At 45.4% G+C, this 22,788-nt stretch carries 25 protein-coding genes; 10 read left to right on the forward strand and 15 right to left on the reverse strand.

All coding sequences use genetic code 11. From position 1 onward, the window contains the following. Positions 1–168: 168 nt before the first annotated feature. Both phbB and ACN0W5_RS02795 read left to right on the forward strand, forming a co-directional pair. Positions 169–894 carry an acetoacetyl-CoA reductase gene (phbB, locus tag ACN0W5_RS02790; RefSeq protein WP_417452725.1) on the forward strand — a complete coding sequence of 242 codons (726 nt, stop codon included), beginning with the start codon at positions 169–171 and terminating at the stop codon, positions 892–894. A 177-nt stretch (positions 895–1,071) separates the two neighbouring features. Continuing rightward, positions 1,072–1,755 (forward strand): HAD family hydrolase, encoded by a 684-nt coding sequence (locus ACN0W5_RS02795; protein WP_417452726.1) that lies wholly within the window; start codon positions 1,072–1,074, stop codon positions 1,753–1,755. A gap of 30 nt (positions 1,756–1,785) precedes the next feature. Here the strand turns inward: ACN0W5_RS02795 and ACN0W5_RS02800 are convergent, their stop codons facing one another. The 3 genes from ACN0W5_RS02800 to gloB are packed head-to-tail and all read right to left on the reverse strand — an operon-like array spanning position 1,786 to position 3,661. After that, positions 1,786–2,214, reverse strand: a complete 429-nt coding sequence (locus tag ACN0W5_RS02800; protein ID WP_417452727.1) for a cupin domain-containing protein — start codon at positions 2,212–2,214, stop codon at positions 1,786–1,788. A 4-nt stretch (positions 2,215–2,218) separates the two neighbouring features. Continuing rightward, the gene (locus ACN0W5_RS02805; RefSeq protein WP_417452728.1) at positions 2,219–2,836 is read right to left on the reverse strand and encodes a glutathione S-transferase N-terminal domain-containing protein; all 618 of its coding nucleotides are present in this window, start codon (positions 2,834–2,836) and stop codon (positions 2,219–2,221) included. 48 nt (positions 2,837–2,884) lie between these two features. Beyond that, positions 2,885–3,661, reverse strand: a complete 777-nt coding sequence (gene gloB / locus ACN0W5_RS02810) for a hydroxyacylglutathione hydrolase (RefSeq protein WP_417452729.1) — start codon at positions 3,659–3,661, stop codon at positions 2,885–2,887. A gap of 180 nt (positions 3,662–3,841) precedes the next feature. Between gloB and ACN0W5_RS02815 the strand changes: the two genes are divergently transcribed. The 4 genes from ACN0W5_RS02815 (at position 3,842) to ACN0W5_RS02830 (ending at position 7,836) form a co-directional block, all read left to right on the forward strand. Next, complete coding sequence (locus ACN0W5_RS02815) at positions 3,842–4,600, forward strand: class I SAM-dependent methyltransferase (RefSeq protein WP_417452730.1); 759 nt, start codon at positions 3,842–3,844, stop codon at positions 4,598–4,600. A 330-nt stretch (positions 4,601–4,930) separates the two neighbouring features. Beyond that, positions 4,931–5,776 carry a chorismate mutase gene (locus tag ACN0W5_RS02820; RefSeq protein WP_417452731.1) on the forward strand — a complete coding sequence of 282 codons (846 nt, stop codon included), beginning with the start codon at positions 4,931–4,933 and terminating at the stop codon, positions 5,774–5,776. Positions 5,777–5,828: 52 nt separating this feature from the next. Continuing rightward, the gene (hisC, locus tag ACN0W5_RS02825; RefSeq protein ID WP_417452732.1) at positions 5,829–6,911 is read left to right on the forward strand and encodes a histidinol-phosphate transaminase; all 1,083 of its coding nucleotides are present in this window, start codon (positions 5,829–5,831) and stop codon (positions 6,909–6,911) included. Then, on the forward strand, positions 6,904–7,836 hold the full coding sequence (locus ACN0W5_RS02830) for a prephenate/arogenate dehydrogenase family protein (protein WP_417452733.1): 933 nt from the start codon (positions 6,904–6,906) through the stop codon (positions 7,834–7,836). Before hisC ends, ACN0W5_RS02830 begins: the two co-directional genes overlap by 8 nt. A 48-nt stretch (positions 7,837–7,884) precedes the next feature. On the opposite strand, the gene ACN0W5_RS02835 is transcribed toward ACN0W5_RS02830, so the two are convergent. Next, complete coding sequence (locus tag ACN0W5_RS02835) at positions 7,885–8,946, reverse strand: DUF2125 domain-containing protein (protein ID WP_417452734.1); 1,062 nt, start codon at positions 8,944–8,946, stop codon at positions 7,885–7,887. A gap of 124 nt (positions 8,947–9,070) precedes the next feature. Here ACN0W5_RS02835 and ACN0W5_RS02840 point away from each other — a divergent pair, with 124 nt between their 5' ends. Next, positions 9,071–9,661 (forward strand): gamma-glutamylcyclotransferase, encoded by a 591-nt coding sequence (locus tag ACN0W5_RS02840; RefSeq protein WP_417452735.1) that lies wholly within the window; start codon positions 9,071–9,073, stop codon positions 9,659–9,661. Between the two features lie 102 nt (positions 9,662–9,763). Here ACN0W5_RS02840 and ACN0W5_RS02845 read toward each other — a convergent pair whose 3' ends face one another. The 5 genes from ACN0W5_RS02845 to ftsE form a co-directional block, all read right to left on the reverse strand. After that, on the reverse strand, positions 9,764–9,970 hold the full coding sequence (locus ACN0W5_RS02845) for a hypothetical protein (protein WP_417452736.1): 207 nt from the start codon (positions 9,968–9,970) through the stop codon (positions 9,764–9,766). Then, positions 9,971–10,621, reverse strand: coding sequence for a lysophospholipid acyltransferase family protein (locus ACN0W5_RS02850; RefSeq protein ID WP_417452737.1), 651 nt, complete (start codon positions 10,619–10,621; stop codon positions 9,971–9,973). An 88-nt stretch (positions 10,622–10,709) separates the two neighbouring features. Further along, on the reverse strand, positions 10,710–11,339 hold the full coding sequence (locus tag ACN0W5_RS02855) for a YdcF family protein (protein ID WP_417452738.1): 630 nt from the start codon (positions 11,337–11,339) through the stop codon (positions 10,710–10,712). 37 nt (positions 11,340–11,376) lie between these two features. Continuing rightward, a complete protein-coding gene (locus ACN0W5_RS02860) occupies positions 11,377–12,267 on the reverse strand; it encodes a cell division protein FtsX (protein WP_417452739.1) in 891 nt (296 codons plus the stop codon). Beyond that, positions 12,267–12,983, reverse strand: a complete 717-nt coding sequence (gene ftsE, locus ACN0W5_RS02865; protein WP_299371147.1) for a cell division ATP-binding protein FtsE — start codon at positions 12,981–12,983, stop codon at positions 12,267–12,269. The genes ACN0W5_RS02860 and ftsE overlap by 1 nt, the downstream gene beginning before the upstream one ends. Before the next feature lie 177 nt (positions 12,984–13,160). Between ftsE and ACN0W5_RS02870 the strand changes: the two genes are divergently transcribed. Together ACN0W5_RS02870 and ACN0W5_RS02875 are read left to right on the forward strand one after the other, a co-directional pair. Continuing rightward, positions 13,161–13,967 (forward strand): zinc-ribbon domain-containing protein, encoded by an 807-nt coding sequence (locus ACN0W5_RS02870; RefSeq protein WP_417452740.1) that lies wholly within the window; start codon positions 13,161–13,163, stop codon positions 13,965–13,967. Positions 13,968–14,086: 119 nt separating this feature from the next. Further along, positions 14,087–14,455: a response regulator gene (locus tag ACN0W5_RS02875; RefSeq protein WP_417452741.1), complete on the forward strand. Its 369-nt coding sequence runs from the start codon at positions 14,087–14,089 to the stop codon at positions 14,453–14,455. A 43-nt stretch (positions 14,456–14,498) separates the two neighbouring features. Here the strand turns inward: ACN0W5_RS02875 and ACN0W5_RS02880 are convergent, their stop codons facing one another. The 5 genes from ACN0W5_RS02880 to argH all read right to left on the reverse strand — a co-directional run bounded on the left by ACN0W5_RS02880 (position 14,499) and on the right by argH (position 21,109). Then, on the reverse strand, positions 14,499–15,290 hold the full coding sequence (locus ACN0W5_RS02880) for a substrate-binding periplasmic protein (protein ID WP_417452742.1): 792 nt from the start codon (positions 15,288–15,290) through the stop codon (positions 14,499–14,501). A 247-nt stretch (positions 15,291–15,537) separates the two neighbouring features. Beyond that, the gene (locus ACN0W5_RS02885; protein WP_417452743.1) at positions 15,538–18,087 is read right to left on the reverse strand and encodes a DUF4175 domain-containing protein; all 2,550 of its coding nucleotides are present in this window, start codon (positions 18,085–18,087) and stop codon (positions 15,538–15,540) included. Positions 18,088–18,159: 72 nt separating this feature from the next. Next, positions 18,160–19,431: a diaminopimelate decarboxylase gene (gene lysA, locus ACN0W5_RS02890; protein ID WP_417452744.1), complete on the reverse strand. Its 1,272-nt coding sequence runs from the start codon at positions 19,429–19,431 to the stop codon at positions 18,160–18,162. A 5-nt stretch (positions 19,432–19,436) separates the two neighbouring features. Next, on the reverse strand, positions 19,437–19,742 hold the full coding sequence (locus ACN0W5_RS02895; RefSeq protein ID WP_417452745.1) for a hypothetical protein: 306 nt from the start codon (positions 19,740–19,742) through the stop codon (positions 19,437–19,439). Further along, on the reverse strand, positions 19,739–21,109 hold the full coding sequence (gene argH / locus ACN0W5_RS02900; RefSeq protein ID WP_417453115.1) for an argininosuccinate lyase: 1,371 nt from the start codon (positions 21,107–21,109) through the stop codon (positions 19,739–19,741). Before argH ends, ACN0W5_RS02895 begins: the two co-directional genes overlap by 4 nt. Positions 21,110–21,201: 92 nt before the next feature. Here argH and ACN0W5_RS02905 point away from each other — a divergent pair, with 92 nt between their 5' ends. Next, complete coding sequence (locus tag ACN0W5_RS02905; RefSeq protein ID WP_417452746.1) at positions 21,202–21,780, forward strand: redoxin domain-containing protein; 579 nt, start codon at positions 21,202–21,204, stop codon at positions 21,778–21,780. A gap of 123 nt (positions 21,781–21,903) precedes the next feature. Here the strand turns inward: ACN0W5_RS02905 and ACN0W5_RS02910 are convergent, their stop codons facing one another. Continuing rightward, positions 21,904–22,788: a 3-hydroxybutyryl-CoA dehydrogenase gene (locus ACN0W5_RS02910; protein ID WP_417453116.1), complete on the reverse strand. Its 885-nt coding sequence runs from the start codon at positions 22,786–22,788 to the stop codon at positions 21,904–21,906.

The raw sequence follows: 22,788 nt of genomic DNA on the forward strand, positions 1-22,788 counted from the left end.
AAACAAAAAATAAAAATATCATCGACAGCAACTCTTTGTGGAAAGGCTGCCTTTGTTCTGGGCGGCCTTTTTTTGTAGATGCCTCGCGATTTTGTCCAAAAATCCTGGGTTAAATTACAGAAATTTAGGGTTCTGCCCTGAGACAGCAAATAACGAAGGGAAATAAAAATGTCTCGTGTTGCTCTTGTAACCGGAGGTACCAGAGGAATTGGTGCGGCCATTTCAATTGCCTTGAAAGAGGCTGGGTACAGTGTTGCAGCCAGTTATGCTGGAAATGACGAAGCTGCGCAAAAGTTCCGGGATGAAAATAAAATCGCAGTTTTTAAATGGGATGTTGGCGATTTCGATGCCTGCCAAGAAGGCATTGCCCACGTAGAAAAAGAGTTGGGTGCAATAGACGTTCTTGTGAACAATGCGGGTATTACAAGGGACACAACATTGCATAAAATGGATCAGTCCAAGTGGCAGGCCGTGATAGACACCAATCTCAACTCTCTGTTTAATATGACGCGCGGTGTGATTGATGGCATGCGAGAGCGCAAGTATGGGCGCATTATTAGTATTTCATCGATCAATGGCCAAAAGGGACAGTTTGGCCAAGCAAACTACGCTGCGGCGAAAGCGGGTGTCATTGGATTTACCAAGTCAGTGGCACAGGAAAATGCAAGTAAGGGCATCACAGCAAATGTTGTCGCGCCGGGGTATATCGGTACAGAAATGGTGCGGGCTGTTCCCGAGGAAATTCTTAATAGCAAAATTATCTCACAGATACCTGTTGGACGGTTGGGAGAGCCAGAAGAAGTGGCGGATTGTGTTGTCTTTCTAGCATCCGAAAAGTCTGGCTTTGTGACGGGTTCTACCTTGAGTGTGAATGGCGGCCAGTATATGGACTAAGCGTAATTGAGACGCGATTCCTTAAGAAAACCAAGAATGCTTGGTTCATGATTGAAACCCTGTTACCTCAGCCCTCTACTGAGATAACAGGGTTTTCTTTTATCTGTCTTGATTGTGCCATAAACCACAGGTAATTCTCTGGAATATTAGAACTTTATTGGAAGCGATAAGAGATCTATGACGATTTTTCCTGAACTTATTATTTTCGATTGTGATGGTGTCTTGGTTGATAGTGAAGCACTGGCGGCTCGAATTGTATCCCAGACACTTGCGAATTATAACATTATGTTGGGCCCACAAGATGTTGCCAATCAATTCGCAGGATATACCGATGACGCCATAAGGGATCATTTCAATAAAATCTCTGACGCGAAATTGCCGGAAGACTTCGCGCAGATTGTTGAGCGTGCAACGATTGATCAGATGGCAGATGAACTTGTAACACTTCCCTTCATAAAAGAAACACTTTCAACACTTGAATACCCCTTTTGCGTAGCCTCGAACAGTAGAACTGATCGGCTGAATAGTGCGCTCGATGAAACCGGATTGGGAAAGTTTTTCGCCAAAGAAAGGCGATTCAGTTCTTCTATGGTGAAGCATCCCAAACCTGCACCCGATTTACATCTGATGGCTTGTGAAATGATGAAGGTGAAGCCAGAGCAGGCTTTGATTATCGAAGATACGGTTACTGGTGTTACGGGGGCCACGAATGCGGAAATAGCTGTTCTTGGTTTTGTTGGTGCAGAGCATATTGTGGATAAAAAGGGGCAGGGGCAAAAGTTGATAGAAGCTGGCGCTTATGCTGTTTTTGACGATATGCGCCAGCTTTCAGTGATGTTAAAGGATTATGTAGCTGCGTAAAAGTATGCGCTTGGATTAGCTAGATCAGAGCTATTCCCCCGGTGTCCAATCGGGGGGAGCCAACTCAAACCCATCAAATTCAAAAGCTGGGGCGACGGTACAGCCCACAAGGACCCAACCCTGCTCTGCACTGGCTGCTTGCCAGTGGTTTTTAGGAATGATGTGTTGTGGTGTTTGTCCTGCAATAACATCGGGCCCTAAAGTAACGGTCGTTTCAGCTTTCTCGTCATGAGACTTCAGGGTAAGGGGGCTACCCGCGTACCAATGCCACATTTCGACAGCATCTACTTTGTGCCAATGAGAGCTTTGACCCTTTTCCAGTAAAAAGAAAATTGCAGTTTGGTCACCTCTGCCGCCATCAGAAGGCTGGTGGCGATAGGTTTCTTTGTACCACCCCCCTTCCGGGTGAGGTTGAAGATCAAGATGTTTGATTATCTCTTGTGCAGAGTAGCTCTTCATATCTTTATGAGCCTGTCGGTGGGGATGTTTTTACAAAAGAGGGGCGCTCTGAAGTTTGCTTGAACCAGCCAGAGAGATTTGGGTGGCTTGCACGCCAGTCTTCAGCTGCATATCTGAAATCAAGATAAGCTAGTGCACAGGCGAGACTTATTTCTGCGAGGCCAAAGTTTTCGCCAAGAGTTTTGTCTATAACGGCTTGCTCAAATACATCCAATGTGGTGTCGATTTTGAATTTTTGGGCTTCGTGCACAGAATCAAGTTGATGTTCGCTTGGGCGTTGACGACGCTCCATTGTTCTTAAGAGGCTGGCATCCATAATGCCATCTGCAAGGGCATGGAAATTCAAGGCTTTCCAGCGAGCTTCGCCGGATGCTGGAACAAGTGCAGGAGACTGGTTCAGGCTTTCCAGATATTCACAGATCAGCGGTGAATCGCATAGGATTGTTCCTTCACGTGTTTCAAGCGCGGGAACCTTCCCCAAGGGATTTTTTTGCCAGATTTCTGATTCTTTAGTGAAGGTTCCCATGGGGACGAGATTGATTTCACTATCCAATCCTTTTTCCATGGCGAGCATAAGCACTTTGCGGACATAGGGGGAGGTGGGGGAAAAACATAAATACATTGATGGCTCCGGTATTAAGAACGTTACGAATAAATGCCTAATGGCGTTTTATGAGGGAGGTTGAAAGTTGTCTTTGCGTTTACGAATTTCTTTAAATACATCTGCATCTGTCGCAGAGAGCATATTCAAGTTTTCTCTAATACGGATATCGTTCGGTCGTAGGAAAGGGTTGGTTTTTAACTCTTCGCTTAACAAGCTTGGTACGGTTGGCTGGTTATCATTCCGCAGGCTCTTGATCTTTTCGACTCTCTTTTTAAGGTCTGAGTTATCTGGATCAACTGTAAGCGAAAATTCTGCATTTGAAAGGGTGTATTCATGCGCCGAATAGATAAGTGTCTTCTCAGGAAGAAGGAGATATTGCTGGAGAGATTGCCACATCATTTCCGGCGTACCTTCGAATAATCGCCCGCACCCCAATGAAAACAGGCTGTCACCGGGAAACAGAATATCTTCATCCTCAAACCAATAAGCAATGTGTCCCAGAGTATGTCCGGGAACATAAAATACTTTTGCCGTTTTTGATCCAAACTGAATGTGATCGCCACCATCAACCATAAGATCCATGCCATCAATGCGGTGTCGATCCTTTTTAGGGCCTGTTACCTTTGCGTTGGTTTTTTTCTTTATGTCAGCCAAGCCATCAATGTGATCATCATGATGATGGGTCAGGATGATATCTGTGATCGTCCAGCCAAGTTCATCTGCTTTTTCAAGGATTACGTCTGAAACGCCAGGGTCTATGACGGCAACGGCGCCTGTGTCTGTATCTTTAATTAGGTAACTGTAGTTATCGCTCAGTATAGGGATTTGTCTGACATCAAGCATATTTATTTCCAATTGGAGGAGCTTAAAGATATAAAATGTAACAGCCTTTTTGGCTTTTCATTTGTTAAGGTGATCTTAGCAACCTATGTTTTAAAGATCGACGATCGATTTTTTTTTTGATTATGATTTTCGCTACTGGTTTATGGCGACACAAATATCTAGTGAGAAGCAGAGAAAAGAATGTGGACTGACGTTGTTGATCTTCAGGGATTCTACGGCACCCGTCTGGGGGGAACCGCCGCGCACGTCATCCGTGGGAGTATTCGCGAACACTGGAGAAATTTAAAGGGTAAATCTGTTTTAGGGCTTGGATATACCACGCCGTATCTCACACAATTCGAAGATGAAGCCGATCGTGTACTGGCTTTTATGCCTGCATCGCAAGGTGTTTGTCACTGGCCCCGCGGGGGACCGGGGAAAACATCTCTAGTCGATGAAACAAAGCTGCCTTTACCAGATTATTCTATTGATAGAGTCCTGTTGGTTCATGGTCTGGAAAGCAGTGAATATCTACGGGATATGTTGCGAGAAATATGGCGCGTCCTGACCAGTGACGGTCGATTGCTTATTGTTGCCCCGAACCGACGGGGTATCTGGGCACGGGTAGATAAAACCCCTTTTGGCTGGGGACGCCCTTTTAGTCGATCACAGATCTCGCAGCTTTTGAATGATGCATTGTTTGTGCCGATAACGACCAACAGATCTCTTTACGTCCCACCCAGCCAACGGTTGACCTTTTTGCAATCGGCACCTGCGTGGGAACGAATGGGGAAAAGATTTTTCCCAACGTTTGCAGGTGTTTTAACTGTTGAGGCTGGTAAGCAGTTATATGCCCCTGGAACCCCTAAAAAGGTTCAGAATATACGCCGTTCAAGCCTGGTGGGCGCCCCACAGGCCTATCAAAATACATCAAAAATCTATCGTATTTCGAAGCCATAATAGAATTCCTGATTATAATTTTGATCCGAATTAAGTCTAAAATTTGTCCCTTGGGCTGTTTTTAGACGACAGTTATCAAAGTGTGCGCGAGGTAAATCAAGTTATGTTAAAAACGAATTTATTGTTTGTTTGTTCTTATCCGGAATTGTTCCGCGAGATACGGTCATTTATCCACGGAACCCAACGTGCTGACGTACTTTGTGAGCTGTCAGGTATTTAAGGCTAATTAAGGCGTCTGTCTTGCTCTATACATGAATCTTTCCTTTTACTTTTCGCCCCCTCTATGTCTATCTCTTCTTTGGAATAGAGAATCACAGGCCTTTAAAAATTATGTCTGAAAAAGATAAACTTTCTTCTTTGCGAAGCCGGATTGATGAAATCGACAATCAAATCCATGACCTTTTGATGAAAAGGGCGGATGTTGTCCAATCAATCGTGAAAGAAAAAGGGCAATCTTCGACAAGTCTTGATGCTGGTCGAGAAGCAGAAGTGTTGCGCTGCCTTATTAAGCGGCATGACGGCATCTTGCCTAAATCAGCGATTGTTCGTCTGTGGAGAGAGATCTTTGCAAGTACACTGCAGCTGGAAAGCAGGTTTTCTGTATCTGTATGTGCCCCTGAAGGCGACAATACTTACTACGATCTGTCTCGGGAACATTTTGGCATGGAGACACCGATCTCGAACCGTCAGACAGTGATGAGTGTTTTACGCGAAGTCACGGATGGCGCAGCAACCGCGGGTGTTCTTCCTCTACCTCAGGCCGGAGAAGGTAATCCTTGGTGGCTTTCTCTTGCTCAGGGAGAAGCAGCAACAAACGCCAGAATTATCGCGCGCTTACCTTTTTATCAGATGTCCAACACTGATGGCCCCGAAGCGGTTATCGTTGGATTGGGTGCTCAGGAAAAAACAGGCCATGATCGCAGCTATATTGTGGTTGAATCTGCCGAGCCTTTGTCTCGTACAACTCTGACGAATTTGTTGAAAAAATCAGACTTGAAACCCGTTAATATTCAAATTCACACGCCTGATCCGGCTGTATGGTTACAGTTGATCGAAGTGGATGATTATGTAACACCAGGTGATGAGCGCCTGGCCAAACTAGCCGAATTGTCAGATCAAAGGATTACACATGCCTGGACAATCGGTGGTTATGCAGTTCCATTTACGGACGCATAATTTCATCGGCACGTTGCCGATAACTATTCAGTAAAATAAGAGAGTTTTTACAATGGCTTTAAAACCGCAACCCGGAATTATGGATGTATCCCCTTATGTTGGCGGAGAATCTAAAGTTGAAGGTGTCGATCGGATTTGCCGCTTGGCTTCGAATGAAAACCCATTAGGTGCTTCAGACGCGGCTAAAAAAGCTTATCTAGCAATCGCAGAGGACCTTCATCGATATCCGGACGGTGGCTCTTATTTACTGAGAACAGGTATAGCCGAAGCAGAAAATCTGGATGCAGATAGAATTGTGTGTGGGGCTGGTTCTGATGAACTGTTAGGCCTTCTGATTAACGCATACGTCGGCGTTGAAGATGAAGTTGTTTATAACGAGCACGGCTTTTTGATGTACCCGATTGGGACCAAGATTGCCGGTGGTGTTCCTGTGAAAGCCCGGGAAAAAGATCTGCGTATTGACGTCGATGCCATGTTGGCAGCCGTGACCGATAAAACGCGCATTATGTTCCTGGCGAACCCGAACAACCCAACCGGAAGTTATGTATCGGAAATAGAGCTGCGAAAATTGCGCACTGAGTTACGGGATGACGTACTTCTGGTTATTGATGCCGCCTATTGCGAATACGTTGATAATGCAGATTATATAAGTGGTGCGACCTTGGTCGAAGAAAATGACAATGTGGTTATGACACGGACATTTTCTAAGATACACGGTCTTGCGTCGCTTCGCTTGGGATGGGCCTATTGTTCAGCGGAGGTTGCTGACGTTCTTAACCGTGTTCGCGGTCCGTTTAATGTTAGCTTGGCTGCGCAGGCGGCGGGTGTTGCTGCAATCAAAGATAAAGAACACATTACCCGGTCAAAAGAACTTAATAGTCGTCTGCTTAACTGGTTCCGCCAACAGGTGTCTGAACTTGGTTTGGAAACGCATGATTCTGTCGGTAACTTTGTTCTGGTGAACTTTGATTCCGGTGAACGCGCAGCAGCAGCTCTGACATTCTTGAAAAACAAAGGTGTTTTGGTGCGTGGTATGTCTTCCTATGGATTGGCAGAACATATTCGTATTTCAATCGGAACCGAAGATGAGATGAGGGTGGTGGTCGATAGTCTCTCCGCATTTATCAATGACTGAAAAAAAAGATCCACTTTTTAATAAAATCGCTTTGGTTGGGATTGGTCTGATCGGCTCGTCTCTGGCTCTTGCAACGCGTAAAAATGGTTTGGCAAAAGAAATTGTTGCTTGTGCTCGCAGCCAGGGCACCCGCGATACAGCCATGAGATTGGGTTTGGTTGACGCAATCTATGAAACGCCTGCCGAAGCTGTGGTTGATGCTGATCTGGTGATCCTTTGTACGCCTGTTAGCACTTATGATGATTTGGCCAGTGCAATGGCGCCGTCATTGAAGGAAGGAGCTATTGTCACAGATGTCGGATCTGTCAAAGAATCGGTTATTCGGGATGTGGGGCCGCATCTGCCTGATGGCGTACACTTTGTTCCGGGGCACCCGATTGCAGGTACAGAACATTCAGGTCCAGAGGCAGGCTTTGCAGAATTGTTTGAAGGGCGTTGGTGTATTTTAACACCTGTCCCCGGTACCAATAGCAAGGCGCTTGATCTTATCACGGATTACTGGACTTCCTTGGGCAGTATGGTTGAAATCATGACGGCTCACCATCATGATAAAGTTTTGGCGATTACATCTCATTTGCCTCACTTGATTGCATATACAATCGTGGGGACAGCAACGGACCTGGAGGAGACTCAACAGGCCGATGTTGTGAAGTTCTCAGCGGGTGGTTTTCGTGATTTTACACGAATTGCAGCCTCTGACCCCATTATGTGGCGTGATGTGTTCTTGAACAATCGCGAAGCCGTTTTGGAAATGTTGCAAAGATTTTCCGAAGACTTGTCCGTGCTTCAAAGAGCGGTAAGGTGGGGCGAAGGCGATGTTCTGGAAGATCGCTTCCGGAAAACCCGAGATATTCGTCGCGGTATTGTTGATGCGCATCAGGCGGGTACGTTTGATGCTCGAGAACCAGATAGCGCTCAGGATTAATTGTAAAAAAGCTCACTTCTTCGGAAGTGAGCTTTTTTATTGATATAGTTACTTTGCGATGGGCGGTAGCTTAAGTAGCGTAACCGGGCCAATAGAGAGCCATCCGTCTTTCATAATAAGTGGGACTTCTATTTCATGGCGTCCGCGCTCGTTTGTCTTTCCCAAGGCAGCCAAGGATAACTTTATGCCAAAGCTTTGTCCTTTGTTTATGAGGCCGGTTTTTTCTAGCTTTTTAACAACGGCTCCAGCTCCTTCAATTCGGCTGTCAAGGTTACCCGAAGGCCGGAGCAAATTGTCCACGGCTATTTTGCCTCTGGCATCCAGGAGTAGAGGGCCCCAGCGTAAGCTCATATCGTGTAGGGATAGAAAACCACCTGTATCCCGCCAGATATGAAGGGCTTTCTTAAGCTTGGCTTTTGGGACTGTACCATATAACGTACCGTCCAGATTTAGCTGAGATATCGGACCCTTTAGAGGTGTCTTATCCAATTCAGGGTGATTTATATCCTGCGCTTTAATGAGAATATTGAACTCTTGAAGCGGGTTTTGGGCCGACGCTGATTTCAGAGGGCCAAGAGTTGTATCCAGTGTTGTTATTGTAAGGGGATGATGGCTCTCTCTGGTTACGACGAGTTTGTCGGCCTGAAGCCGAGCATTGAGTAACTCACCTTCAAGGGTTAGCTGTGCGGTGGACTTTGCCAAATTGCTTTCGATTGTTATCGGGGGATGGTTACTGGGAAGACCGCCAATAAAATGTACTGCACTTAGATCTACGACCATGCTGAGTGGCGACCAAGGTGTTGCTTCAGCGCTTAGGTGAGGTGTTTGCCAGTACCATCCTTCGGGGGATTTAATGCGAGGTTCTTTGAGGTCTGCCCGAACTAAAAAGGGGAACCCACTTATGGATAGCGGACCATGAGAAATTTCAAACCCTCGGGATCGTTGTTTTTCGCTCCACCTGTTCAGGCTTGTTTCCATTTGGCTTGCGGCCCAAAACCAAAAAGCAATAGAGAATGAGATGAAGAATATGCATAGTGTCAGGCCGGATATGATCAACTTCTTTGCAATGCCAGACGATTGATTGACGTTTTTGTCCGCATTTACAGACATTTTATATCGCCCCTTGGTTTCTATGGAACTAAATCATTTTAATTGAGGGCGTTGCTTTTCGTTTGGTAAAGCAATCGTTACACTCATCTTTCCTTAGCCATAGACGATTCGGAGAACCAGAGCAATGTCGACCCCTGAATTAAGGGCCTTTTATGATTCGAAATTATCGCTCGAAGAGGGCCAGGATTTTTGGGTATTTGGCTATGGTTCTTTAATGTGGAACCCTGGTTTCCCGCATGTTGAAGTCCAACCAGCGGTGTTGGATGGCTTTCATCGACATTTTTGTATCTATTCTTTCTTTTACCGAGGAACGCCTGAATGCCCGGGGCTTGTTCTTGGGTTGGACCAAGGTGGTTCCTGTGTTGGAATGGCTTATAAGGTTCCTGCAGCAGAACGCGTTGTGGTGATGGATTATCTTTTTGAGCGAGAAATGATTTCTGGCGTATACCATCCGGGTTGGTACGATATCTCGCTGAAGTCAGGTGAGAAAGTTATAGCTGCAACTTTTGTGGCAGATACGAAGCACAATCAATATGCAGGCCGCTTAAATAATCAGGAACTGATTTCACATATTCTTCAAGGGGTGGGTAGCAGCGGTCAATGCTTTGAATATCTCGACAACACTGTGTCACACCTCAAGGCGCTGAATATTGATGATCCGGGTCTGGAAGAACTTCTCGATAACGTAGTTGAGGCTCAAAAGCATCTTCCCTGATCTGAGTCCTTTTCGAGAGAAAGCCTTGATCCACAAGTCCAACCTTATACTCTGTTCTCGATAAATATATCTTTGGTATTCTCTGGAGTTATTTGCCTAATTTTATTTATCTGGGATGCTTTGTGTCATGTATTGAATCAAGGCATCAAAATCAGTCAAAAGCCAAAATAAGCTGAGAACGATAATTCCCCCTAGGGGCATTATGTACCAAGGATGATTGAAGGGAACATTCTCGCCACAGGAATAGCAGATATCTTCGTCGATGCCGATTTCTGTTGAACACTTTGGACATTTACGGGGCTTAGACATTTATGCCTCTTTTTTCTGCTCAGCTTCATTCATAAGACGATTACTGGCATTTTCTATGGTGTCTTGCATTGTTTTCATGAACACTTTTCTGTCGAGGCCGGCAGGGATAACAGGCAGATATTCAAGTATAATATTACCGGGTTTTTTAACGAAAGCATCTTTACCCCAGAACAGACCAGAATTAACAGCAGCTGGGCAAACGGGTACATTTAACCCGCTATAGAGCGCAACAATTCCTGTTTGATAGTTTGGTTCCTGATAGGGAGTAGCTCTTGTTCCCTCGGGAAAGATAATGACTGGACGACCGTTATCTAAGGGCTCTTTTGCCTCTTTGATCATTTGGCGGAGAGCCTTTAACCCTGCTTTCCTATCGATGGCGACAACACCACCTTTCCAAAGATACCAACCAAAAAAAGGTATCATCAGAAGCTCTTTTTTAAGAATAAAACAAGGGTTATCCGAAAAAGCCATCAGAGCGATGGTTTCCCAAGCTGATTGATGTTTGCTGACCAACAAAAAACCACCTTCTTTGGGAATATTTTCTTGCCCCCGAATTTCATAGGTGGTGCCACAAATGACCTTGAGAAGCCAAAATATTACCAGTGCCCAATAGTGCCCAGCTTGCAAAATAAAACGTTGTGGAAATATCATGAGTATAAGGCACGGGATGAAAAAAATACCACACCAAATCAAATAGAAAATATTGAAGGTCAGGGATCTTAGAAAAATCATCGAGTTTTTATCCAATCAATATCGCCTGCATGTCTTCGAGCCAGATCCTGACATGAGCCATTAGAAACTTAACATATTCTGATAAGATCAAGGTCATACTACCCGGCCAAAGCCACCAGTCTTTCTGTTTCACATGTTGTGGAAAGACAGGGTGAGGCCGAATTTGTATCTCTGGCATCGCATTTCTGAATTCCAGAAGACTTCTTGGCATATGGTAGGCCGCTGTGACAAGCCGTAATGAGCTATAGCCTTCTTCTTCTATCCAGTTTTGACTTTCAAGTGCGTTTCCACGTGTGTCGTCGGCCTGATATCCCAGCTTGACGCAACATTCCAGATTTTTAGGTGAGCGCTGTGATAATCTTAAAAGCTCTTGTACCTCAACGCCCTTGTATACGCCTGAAATAAAAAGTTTTTTTGCTATACCCTGTTCTAAAAGATCTAGCCCAGTGTTTATACGGTCACTCCCCCCGGTCAGGACGACAATAACATCGGCATCTTCTGTGTTGTTTGTCACTTCTTCTGGCAGGTTTGTTGCAAACCAAAAAAAACCAAGTACCCAGGATAATAACGCTGTGACCGTTAGGAAGGACGCAAGTTTTAAAAGAACGTATCTTCTGCGCATAGGTTTATGAAACAACGATCAACTCTTCTCTGTTGGTCATGACATCCCTTCCTTATGGCATCAGTGCCAAGCTTCTTAAAACGGTCAACCTTGCGGTCATCATCGCAATTAAAGAAGCAGATAATGGCATTAATAAGAGCAATCCCCATTCGCCAGCGCTAAAGGTAAGTGTCGGAAGAACGGCACTATTTGCCTGCCCCAATAAAGAGCTGAAGCTGGCGATTGTGATCCCGGCAAGAAGTAACCCTGACAGGCCGCCAACAATGCTGAGTTTCAAGGCATGAAACTGAAAACGAGAAGCAATATATGAATCGTGTGCGCCCATATGGTGAAATAACTCGACGACTTGCCGATGAATCGCGAGTCCCATTCGGGTGACAAGAATAACCATTAAAGCTGCGGCACCGCCTACGAGAACGACAACAAGCAATGCAATAATTTGAATGACTTTGGTCAGGCCCAATAAATTACCAAGCCAGCGTTGGTGGTCATCTACGCTGGCTTGGGGGATATCTTGGGCAAGAAGAGCTTTGATTTCATCAATTGTTTTGGCACTGGAATTATCTAGTTCGATGGAGATTAGATAAGGAATGGGCAAGTCATGAAGCAATATATCTTTGCCAAGCCAAGGTTCCATAAGCTTGTTTAGTTCTGTGTCGTTAAGCTGTTCAACTTTGGAGATATTATCCAGCTTTTCAATCTTTGATATGAAAAGCTTAAGCTGTTTTTCGATGGCAGATCGCTTTGAGTCTGATGATTCTGAAGGGATTTGTATCGTTAAGCTACTTGAAAGACCTTGATCCCATCGATTGGCCAGTTTGTTCATTGTGAGGGCGATGACAAGTGACATCGTCGCGAGATAAACCATCATCGCAATTAGCCATGGTAAAAACCTGCTGGATGCATCTCTGTCAAGAGGCACATCGTTTCTGTTGCCAAACATCACGCACCATCCGTTGTTATTGACGCGGTCGCGTTTTGTTCGTTGCGGATCAGTCTGACTTCGCCATTCACGATTTTAAAAACGGGATGGTTGAAACGGTTCACGAGGCCTTCGTTGTGGGAAGCGACAACGATGGTCGTGCCACGTTTATTAAGCTCTTCAAACAGAAAAAGTAAACGTTCTGCAATTTTATCGTCTAGGTTTCCTGTAGGCTCATCAGCTAACAATAAACTTGGGCGAGCAATGACGGCACGGGCAATCGCAACGCGTTGCTGTTGCCCACCAGAAAGTGTTGGCGGTTTTGCGTCAAGATAATCAGCCAGACCAACCCAGGACAATAGCTCACTTACATTCCGCCGGACCTTATCAAGGGATTGCCCGGTAATCGTAAGAGGAAGGGCGACGTTCTCCAAAGCGGTCAGATGATCAAGTAAGCGAAAGTCCTGAAAGATAATGCCAATGCGTCGTCTAAGCATCGTTAACTCTTTACGATCTTGCTGGGACACATCCCGTCCAAAAATACTCAGCCGACCCGAAGATGGACGATGAGCCAGGTACATAAGTCGCAAAAGGGATGATTTCCCTGCACCACTGGGACCAACCATAAAATGAAAGGATCCTGGGGCAAGCGTCAGGTTGACCTGATGAAGCACATCCGGGCCAGAACCATAACGCAAATGAACATCTTGAAAACGGACCAATAGTTTGAAATCCATAGTGGTGAGTGACGGAAAAACAATGACATATTTTGTCTGCTAGCGTAAAGCCTTGTGCCTTGATTAATCATCGAACGTAAAACAAAAATAGCTGCTGGGTAAGGCCTTACTTGCCATCGTATTTTCTGGACCGTATAAATTAAGGCCAATTTAGTTTCTTCGCTGGTGAAAAATCGAATGATTGTTTCTTGTCCTGAATGCAGTAGCAAATTCCGAATTGCCTCTGATGCTCTAGGTGATTCTGGGCGCAAGGTCCGTTGCAGTAGCTGTCGACATACTTGGTTTCAGGAACCTGATTTGGAGTTTACATCTGCTACCGCGGACATTCCTGAAGAAACAAACGATGCTCCAAAGATGGAAAGTGACGCGGCTCCTTCACAAGAAGTGCCTTCGCCAGTTCCACCAGAACCGACACCACTGGATGATGACTTTGTTGAGCCAGGAAATGTACGCACCAAGCGACCTAAAGGCTTTGCTCCAGACAAAAAGAAAGAAAAGAAAAAAGGAAAATGGGGACTTATTGCCTGGCTTCTCCTTTTGATTATGGTGGGGGGAGGTGCTTATGCCCTTGCTGACCGCCCCACGAGGGCAAAGATTGTCGATATTGTTCCTGAAGCTATGAAAGTTTACGACCTGTTGGGGTTACAGGTTTATTTAGTAGGGCACGGTCTTAAAATTGAAGATCAGGAAACTGAACGAGGATCTCGTGATGGTATCAAGGTTATTGTTTTAACAGGTAAAATTAAGAATACTCTGGACAAGAAGGTTGTCGTTCCAAAGCTCATAGGCTGGCTGTCAGATAATCGCGGTGCGGCGGTTTCTCGTAAAACCATTACATTGGATGTTCCTTATTTAGAACCGAAAGAAGAAATAGAGTTTTTTATTGAACTTCTAAGCAGCTCAAAAGCTGCGGGGGTTAATACAAGTTTTATTTCGGATGATGATGCTCTGAAAAACCCTGATTTTGATCCTGTCGATGAATAGCTCTGTAGCCTGATAGTTTTCGTCGGTTCTTTCAAACGTGGTATCATTCGCAACGACGTGATATTCTTCGTATTAACGAATTGTTAACTGTAAGTTTAGCGTGAGAGCGGTGACCCTGTATGGCGAAGATTTTGATAGCTGAAGATGATAAGGCTGTACGTAGTTTTGTTGCGCGGGCTTTGACGCATAAAAATCATGAAGTAAAAGCCGTTGGCGATGGGATGCAGGCACTAGAAGCCCTTGGCGAAGACAAATATGATCTCTTGATTACAGATATTGTCATGCCGGGGCTGGACGGTATCGGGCTGGCGCTTAAGGTGGCAAAAGATGCCCCAGAAATGCCCGTGCTACTCATGACGGGGTATTCAGCTGAAAAGCAACGAGCACATAACTTGGAAGAGCTGATTTTCAAGGTCGTGACAAAGCCATTTAGCTTGCAAGAAATTTGTGATGCAGCAGAAGAAGCTTTAGGCCTACAGGCAAGCTAAATAAAAATGACGCTCCCGCGCCAGAATGTTACCTGATTTAGGATTAATTAACCTGAAGGTATCGCGCCTCAAGCTTTTCAGTAAAGCCTTCTTTGTGGAGCTCTCGGATTACTTTGTTGATGTCGTCCAGAAGGTAGTAACAAGGGGAAGCTCTGCTCATCATTAAATGGACATTGTTTGAAGCCACGGGCCAGGGAAGGTCTTTGATGCGATTTGAATTTCCGGTTTCTTGAAGGTCCGCGATGCCATCGTATCGGCCTAATACGGCATAATTCGCCCGTCCGGTTAGTAATAAATCCAGTGTCCCATCCACTTTGACACCGTGTATATCCAGGTACTTTTTCGCATAGAGATCAAATTTTTCCCCATATGATCCCCCTAGAGGACGAAGGCCAACAAGCCCGACCAAGTCCTCAAGACCATCCAAGGGAAATTCTTCTCCTTTACGGACAAAAATCGCAACCTCGTCTTTGATGAGAGGTTCAGTGTAGCCATAAATCTGGGCGCGTTCGTTGGTCCAGTATGCACCGAGTAAAAGATCAAGCTCTCCCTTGTCCAATTGCCGCAGCATTCGTTTCCAAGGAAGAGCAGGTTCATCTATGATTGCAACATCAAGGCGCCGAAAGATTTCACGGGCAATATCGATTGCAATTCCATGATGTACCTCTGTTTCTTCAGTATACATTAACACAGGGTACCAATCAGATGCTCCATTAACCCGTATCGCATTACAGTTTTTTCCATCAGATAGAGCGACAGATTCCATCATCCATAGTGAGGTAGAAAAAACGTACAAAACCAAGATGATGTATTTTGATAAACGTTTTCCAGTCATTAAGAGTTCCACCATTGGCGAAAGACAACCATAGGTGATAGTATACTAAATTAAATTACACGTCTTTAATTTATAAATTATCTAGTTGTATTGGAAAATTTTCCCCAAGATCATCACTGTATTTTCTGGTTTTTATTTGTGTTACAAAAATCTTCCGAGGTTTGGAAATACTAAGTTTATTGCGGTTAATTATGTTGTAATTTCTCAACATGAGAGCAAGCCGTTATCAGATCAGAACTCATGTTGTTTAAAAGCGTTCCAGTAATTTTTGAATATAAGTTCTCTCTTCTATAGACCGCTTTCTATCATTCCTTCGGTTTCTCAATTCCTCAAGAATTGATCTACTTTTGATCACGTCGTTCTCGCTAGGTAATGGAACTCCTTGTTTGGCGATATTCCCACCCTTGCTCCCAATATTTCGTCCAAATGGATCACGTCCCGATCCATCTTTGCCTCTGACCCAGCCGCTGCCGCGTTCTGGGGCTTGGCTGAGCATTTTTAAATACTTTTCAGCGGCTTGTTCCGTACCGTTTTGTAGTTTTCTCAGGCTTCTGGTTTGGGCGCGTACAGCTTGTTCGTTCTCTTTTCCTTCGCCGTTTTGTCCTTGTAAAGCATCGCGTGCGATGCCCATAGATTGCTCGGCCTGATCAAAATCTTCTGGAAGATTACCAAGAAGCTCCTGAATATTCTCCATCATCTGTTTAAGCTCTTGCCTGATGCGCTCTTGGCTTTTTGCATCACGATATCGCTCTTGGCTCTGCTCTTGCCCTTGTTCTCCGGGGCGGCCATCGCCGGGCATTGTCTGAGGCGAGGATTTTGCCCCGTTCCCTTCGCGCTGATTTTGGGCTTCTTGTTGGCGTTTGTAGCTATTTTCCAGAAGTTCTTCCTGTCGCTTGGTCAGATCTTGGAGCTTTTCAAATGTTTCTCGCCCTACGTCATTGGCATTGTTGCCTGGTTGCTGGCCTTTTTGGAAAGCGAGGTTCTCTAACATATTTTGAAGCTGTGAAAGTAGCTCCATTGCTTCTTCCATAGAGCCATTCTCAGCAAGCATTCTTGCTTGTTCGATCATGCTTTGCAGATCTTTACTTTCAATTGTTTGAGCATTTTCGGATGGTTGGGCAGCGGTGTTTTTGTCTGGGTTGTCCAGAAAATCTTTCAACATATCTGATAAAAGCTGATCGACAGCTTGTTCTAACTGATCCATAAGGCGAGAGATTTCGTCTTGGTCAGCATTGGAACTCAATGCGTCACGTAGTTGTTGTTGAATGTTCCTTAGTTTTCTTTGCGCGGTGCTTATGCGACCATCTTCAAGATGAAGAGCCGTTTTCCAAAGAATATTCTGGCTTTCAGCTACACCGGGTTGTGTCGGTTCAAAAAAAAGATGCTTGCCGGCAATGCTCATAGCCAAAGCAACGAGACTATCATGGCCGTATGTATCAGGGTTTTTTACTAACATGCCAAGTGTCGCGATAACTTCAAGCTTGTTGGCTGGCGTATTAAGGTCCTTGCGAAGTTGCACGAGATGTTGTGCTAAAGGATGGGTGAAACTGCGTTCAGGTATAACGATTTTAATCGGTTCTATTTGCCCCAATTGCCCTATCCCATCCTGTACAGTCAATTTAAACCATACCTCTTCTCCGGCGAGAGTATTGTCGGTAAGGTCGAGGTATTGTTGACCTTTGTAAGTCGTAATCTTACTTGCGGGCAGGGGAATTTCGATCTTTGTACTTTCGGGATTTTGGGGCTCGTATTGTGTATTCTGGGGCCAAAATTCTATGGTCAGTAGGTTAGTACCATAGTCATCCTGTGCTTCGTAATTGAGCCAGAGTAATCCAAGGTCATTTGCTTGGGGATGTTCCGTTAACGATATTTGGGGTGGGTTATCCTCGATGAGGTTAATCGTGGTATTTACAACGGATGTAAATGACCCACCTACTCGCAGGATTCCTCCCTGCTCAATAAGGAACACACTTTGATGGTTTAATGAGCCTGTTTGTTCTGTTTCATATGTCCGATCACCAAGGAGGATATCGGGTGGTGTTTCTTCCCCGTTAAATTGAGCAATTACTTTACTGCCGCTTGGTAGGTTTATTTCAGGCGGTGGGCTAAAGCTCTGGTCATAAAAGAGGGGTGGCATCCCGGTGTAATCTGGAGGGGTTAACCACAAACTGAATGTCACGTCTTGTCGCTTGGCAAGTGACGATAGTTTGCTTAATTCAAAAGCAGAGGACAGGCGATCTGGCCATTGATGAAATGAAAATGATGCAATGAATAGCCCTATGACGATCAATGACCGTAATCCATAAGGGTCCAATTTAAATAACTGTGGTTTCGGTGCTGTTAGTTTGAGTGATTTGAATGAGTCAGCAAGACGCTTCTTGTTGTCGAGCCATAGAGCAAGGCTAGTTTTTGAGACTTTTAGAGGGCGATCATCAAGACTACTTAAAGGGCGATGAGAAAGTTGATTGTCTTGTTCAAGACGTCGTAAGGCTTGGTGGCGAGTTGGTATCCTTGTCGATAAAAGTGCCTTAATTCCTCCGTAGGTGATTAGACCGCAAGATAAAATAAGGAATGCGACATGCCCCCAAGCTGGGATTTGAGCTGGAAAATCAAGAAGGATCAGGGTAACAAAAGCGCAAAGTGTTCCCCAAAAAAAACAGGATGCTTGCCAGAGACTTTCCCAAAATAGGACCATTTTGGTCAGTGTGGTTTTAGCTTGAATTTTCCATGGTAACCCAAGCTCGGGCCTTGTTGCCTGTTTTTTTAACAGTGATCTTCGTCGGGCGGTACTATCCATCGGTCCATATGTTCCTTTGGTAGGCTCATTTGGACATACCGCCCCATAATATGACGAATAAAGCCGGTTATACTATTCTGACAACCACTCGGGCAGAATGTCCTGTTTTATCAGTGTATCATAATCAATACGCTTACGTACAATCGCATATTGATCTGCTTTGACTAAAACTTCAGGAGCATTCAGTCGGGTATTGTAGCTAGAGGCCATAACAGCGCCATAGGCACCGGCTGATTCCATGGCGAGGAGATCACCCGCTGCAATTTCGGGCAGGGGTCTTTGGGTCGCGAAGGTGTCGCCTGACTCACAGATCGGACCAACGATGTCACACGGTTTCAGCGGCGTCTCTTCATCAGGTTGTTTCAGGGGCGTGACATCATGCCAAGCATCGTAAAGGGATGGTCTAATTAAATCGTTCATGGCAGCATCGATGATGAGGAAACGACGATTTGTGCCATCTTTTACGTATATAGTTTCTGTCACCAAAACACCGGCATTCCCAACCAGAAAACGGCCGGGTTCAAAGATGCATTCCGCATCTAGTCCTTGCATGGCTTCGCTGACGGCCTGTGCATATTCGGTCAGATCAGGCGGTGTCTCATCATTGTATTGAATGCCTAGGCCGCCGCCAAAGTCGATCCGTTTCAGCGGTAAACCAGCACTCTGTAGTTCACGATAGAGGCTCGCCAATCGTGCAAATGCATCTTTGAACGGGTTTGCGTCTGTTAACTGTGATCCAATGTGAACGGCCAGGCTTTCAACAGCGATGTTTGGAAGAGCTTTGGCTTGTTCAACGAAATTTCGAACACTTGGAATATCAATACCGAATTTGTTTTCAGCTTTTCCTGTTGAAATCTTTGCATGGGTTTTTGCATCGACATCAGGGTTTATTCTAAAAGCAACAGGTGCAGTAACGCCCATTTTTTGAGCGACTGCAGAAAGGGCTTCTAATTCGGGCAAAGATTCAACGTTGAACTGCAGGATGCCAGCTTTTAGACCAACGGCCATCTCGGATGGTTTTTTACCAACGCCTGCAAAGACAATCTTCTTTGGGTCAACACCAGCTTGCAACGCGCGGCGCAGCTCTCCCTCCGAAACGACATCTGCTCCTGCACCTGCTTTGGCAAGGGTTTGGATCACAGATTGGTTAGAGTTTGCTTTGAGTGCGTAACAGATTGTGCCTTTGACGCCTGCTTTTGCGAGAGCATCAGAAAAAGAGTTGTATGCATTCACCATCGCTTGGGTGGAATAGCAAAAGAAGGGCGTCCCAACTTCTTGGGCAATTTCTGCCAGTGACAGATCTTCGACATGAAGCTGACCATGGCGGTATTCAAAGGCACTCATAATTTTTACTGTCCGTATATCTTTGTCTTGACCTTCGAATTTTTACGTATCTGCAAACTCTCGGGTATAGCGTTTTGTTGTTCAGCGGTCGGTATACCTGTTGAAGAGGAGTTGGGCGTTACAGCAGGGGGATATGGATACTGTTGTGGATAATCCCAATCTCCGCTGGGGCGTTCTAGCCCCCCAACCTTACCACAGGCGGCGAGTAGCAAACCTGCGCCAATAAGAGTTGCTGTTGCAAGAGATCTTTTCCCGTAAATGTGTTGTCCTAGTACAATCCAGATTTGTTTTATGGTTCCGGCTTGTTTCATGACAAAAATCTCTCTCTGGCAGCTTTCGCAGCGGCCTTAACATTTTCAGGTGCTGTACCGCCAAAACTTGTTCTGCTTTGGGCGGACTGTTCAACGGTGAGAACTCTGAATATATCCTGAGAAATGCGTGCTTCGACACTTTGCATTTCTTCTAAGCTCAAGTCACTTATATCACAGCCTTTGTCTTCGGCCAGCTTTACAATGGTACCCGTAACATGATGAGCATCCCGGAAGGGAAGGTTAAGTTCTTTGACCAGCCAGTCAGCAAGGTCGGTGGCCGTCAAGAACCCATGGGCTGTTGCAGCATGAAGTTTGTCACGGTTGGCAACCATGTCGCTGACCATTCCGTTCATGGCTGTAACACTAAGAATAAGGGTATCAGCAGCATCAAATACGGGCTCTTTGTCTTCTTGCATATCTTTGCCATAGGTGAGAGGGAGACCCTTCATCACGACAAAAAGAGTGTTCATTGAACCGATAACCCGACCAACTTTACCACGAATGAGCTCTGCTGCATCCGGGTTTTTCTTTTGTGGCATGATAGAACTACCAGTTGTGAAGGCGTCAGAAAGTGTGACAAAACCGAAGCCTTGAGAGCACCAAATCACAAGTTCTTCGGCAAAGCGAGAGAGGTGAGTCGCGAGGATTGCACCAGAGGACATGAACTCAAGCGCGTGATCTCTGTCAGAAACCGAGTCCAGCGAGTTTGCTGTTGGGCGATCAAAGCCAAGGGCTTCGGCTGTCATGTGCCGGTCGATTGAGAAAGATGTCCCTGCCAGTGCTGCAGCACCCAGAGGGCATTCGTTCAATCTTTTGCGACAATCCCGTAGTCGGCTTCTGTCGCGTCCAAACATTTCAACATAGGCAAGCATGTGGTGACCAAATGTCACAGGTTGGGCTGCTTGTAGGTGGGTATAGCCGGGCATAATAACGTCAAAATTATCTTCAGCTTGCTTGATCAAGGCTTCGATCAAAAGGCCAGTTTGCTTATCAAGTTCATCAATCGCACTGCGAACCCAAAGCTTGAAATCCGTTGCTACCTGGTCGTTTCGAGAACGCGCAGTATGTAATCTACCCGCTGCATCCCCGATGAGTTCGCGCAATCTGTTTTCGATATTCATGTGAATATCTTCCAGAGCAGCAGAGAAGGTGAAGGTTCCGTTTTCAATCTCTCGCGAAATTGTGTCTAGACCTTGGAGTATTGCATTGCCATCTTCTGTGCTGATAATACCTTGTTTAACCAACATACTGCAGTGAGCTTTTGATCCGGCAATATCCTGTGCGGACATGCGTTTGTCGAAATCGATGGAAGCGTTGATTTTTTCCATAACTTCGGAAGGTCCAACGCTAAAGCGTCCGCCCCACATTGCATTGGCAGATGTCTCACTGGGTGTTTTTGGTTCTGACACGGTATTCTCTTTCGCCTTATTCGGTCTTACGACTTTATGGACTTGTACAAATGATCCAAATTAAAGCCCTTCGCCTGTCCGGTCTTCTTCACATGCTCATTGCAGCATTTGTAACGCTTTTGATGAGCGTGTCATTTGCTGGCGCTGTGGATAAACCTCCACTCGAAGGGCGACTCGAAGGGAACTTTACTCTGTTCGATCCACCTATTCCAGTGCCGATCGAAACCTTTCAGGATGAAGAGGGAAAACTACGCTCGTTCGCGGAAATGGAGGGGCAGGTTGTTCTTTTGAATTTCTGGGCAACATGGTGCGCACCTTGCGTAAAGGAAATGCCCGATCTAGATAGATTACAGGCAGAATTGGGAAGTGATCTCTTTCGTGTTGTCACGCTCTCAGAAGACAGAGCTGGCCTTAAAAAAGTTCTTCCCTTTTTCGAAGATAAAGATCTGAAAAATTTACCGGCATATGTTGACCCCAAAGGCCGCGTTTCTCGTGCTTTTGGGTTACGGGGATTGCCATCAACCTATTTGATTAGCAAAGAAGGTATGATTGTCGGGGCTCTCATCGGTCCTTTTGAATGGGATGCGCCGGAAGTAAAGATACTGGTTGATTTTTATACGTCTAAATAAAAAGCGAAAATCAGTGCAGATTACAGGCTGAGGTTAAACTGGATCTGACTGAAATATTGCTAAAAACAAAAAGAGCCATCTGTGATAAACATGATGGCTCTTATATTGGATTTTAAATTCGTTTTAGCGCGTTGGCACAGGTGTGTCGCCACCGTAATCATAAAAGCCACGGCCAGATTTTTTGCCTACCCAGCCGGCCTCTACATACTTCACGAGCAAAGGACAGGGGCGATATTTAGTATCGGCGAGACCGTCATAAAGTACGGACATGATAGCGAGGCAGGTATCCAGCCCAATAAAGTCGGCAAGTTCCAGTGGTCCCATAGGGTGATTCGCGCCGAGCTTCATCGCGGTATCAATTGAATCAACCGTACCTACCCCTTCGTAAAGGGTGTAAACCGCTTCGTTGATCATCGGTAAAAGGATACGGTTCACGATAAAAGCCGGGAAGTCTTCGGATGAAGCAGATGTTTTGCCCAACTTGTGGGTCATATCCTTAATTGCTTGATAGGTGTCCGCTTCCGTCGCAATGCCACGAATTAATTCTACAAGCTGCATGATTGGGACTGGGTTCATGAAGTGCATGCCCATGAACTGCCCTGGACGATTTGTCACGGCCGCCAAGCGTGTGATGGAAATTGACGAAGTGTTAGAGCAGAGAATGGCTTCTGGCTTCATCAAAGGACAAACTTTGCGAAAGATATCCTTTTTTATTTCTTCGTTTTCTGTGGCGGCTTCAATAACCACATCGCAATCTGAAAGGCTTTTCAGTTCCTGTGAGTTTTTGATTCTTCCCAAGGCTGTGGCAATGTCTGATTCGGATATCTTTCCCTTGGATGCCTGACGCTGCATGTTCTTTTTGATGGTGGCGAGTGCTGAATCAAGCTGATCTTGATTGACATCGACCATGTGAACATCAAAGCCAGCAATTGAGCTAACGTGTGCAATGCCACTACCCATCTGCCCTGCGCCAATAATGCCAACGGATTTAATATCCTGAATAGTCAT

The organism is Kiloniella sp. (assembly GCF_048270245.1).
Lineage (GTDB): Bacteria > Pseudomonadota > Alphaproteobacteria > Kiloniellales > Kiloniellaceae > Kiloniella.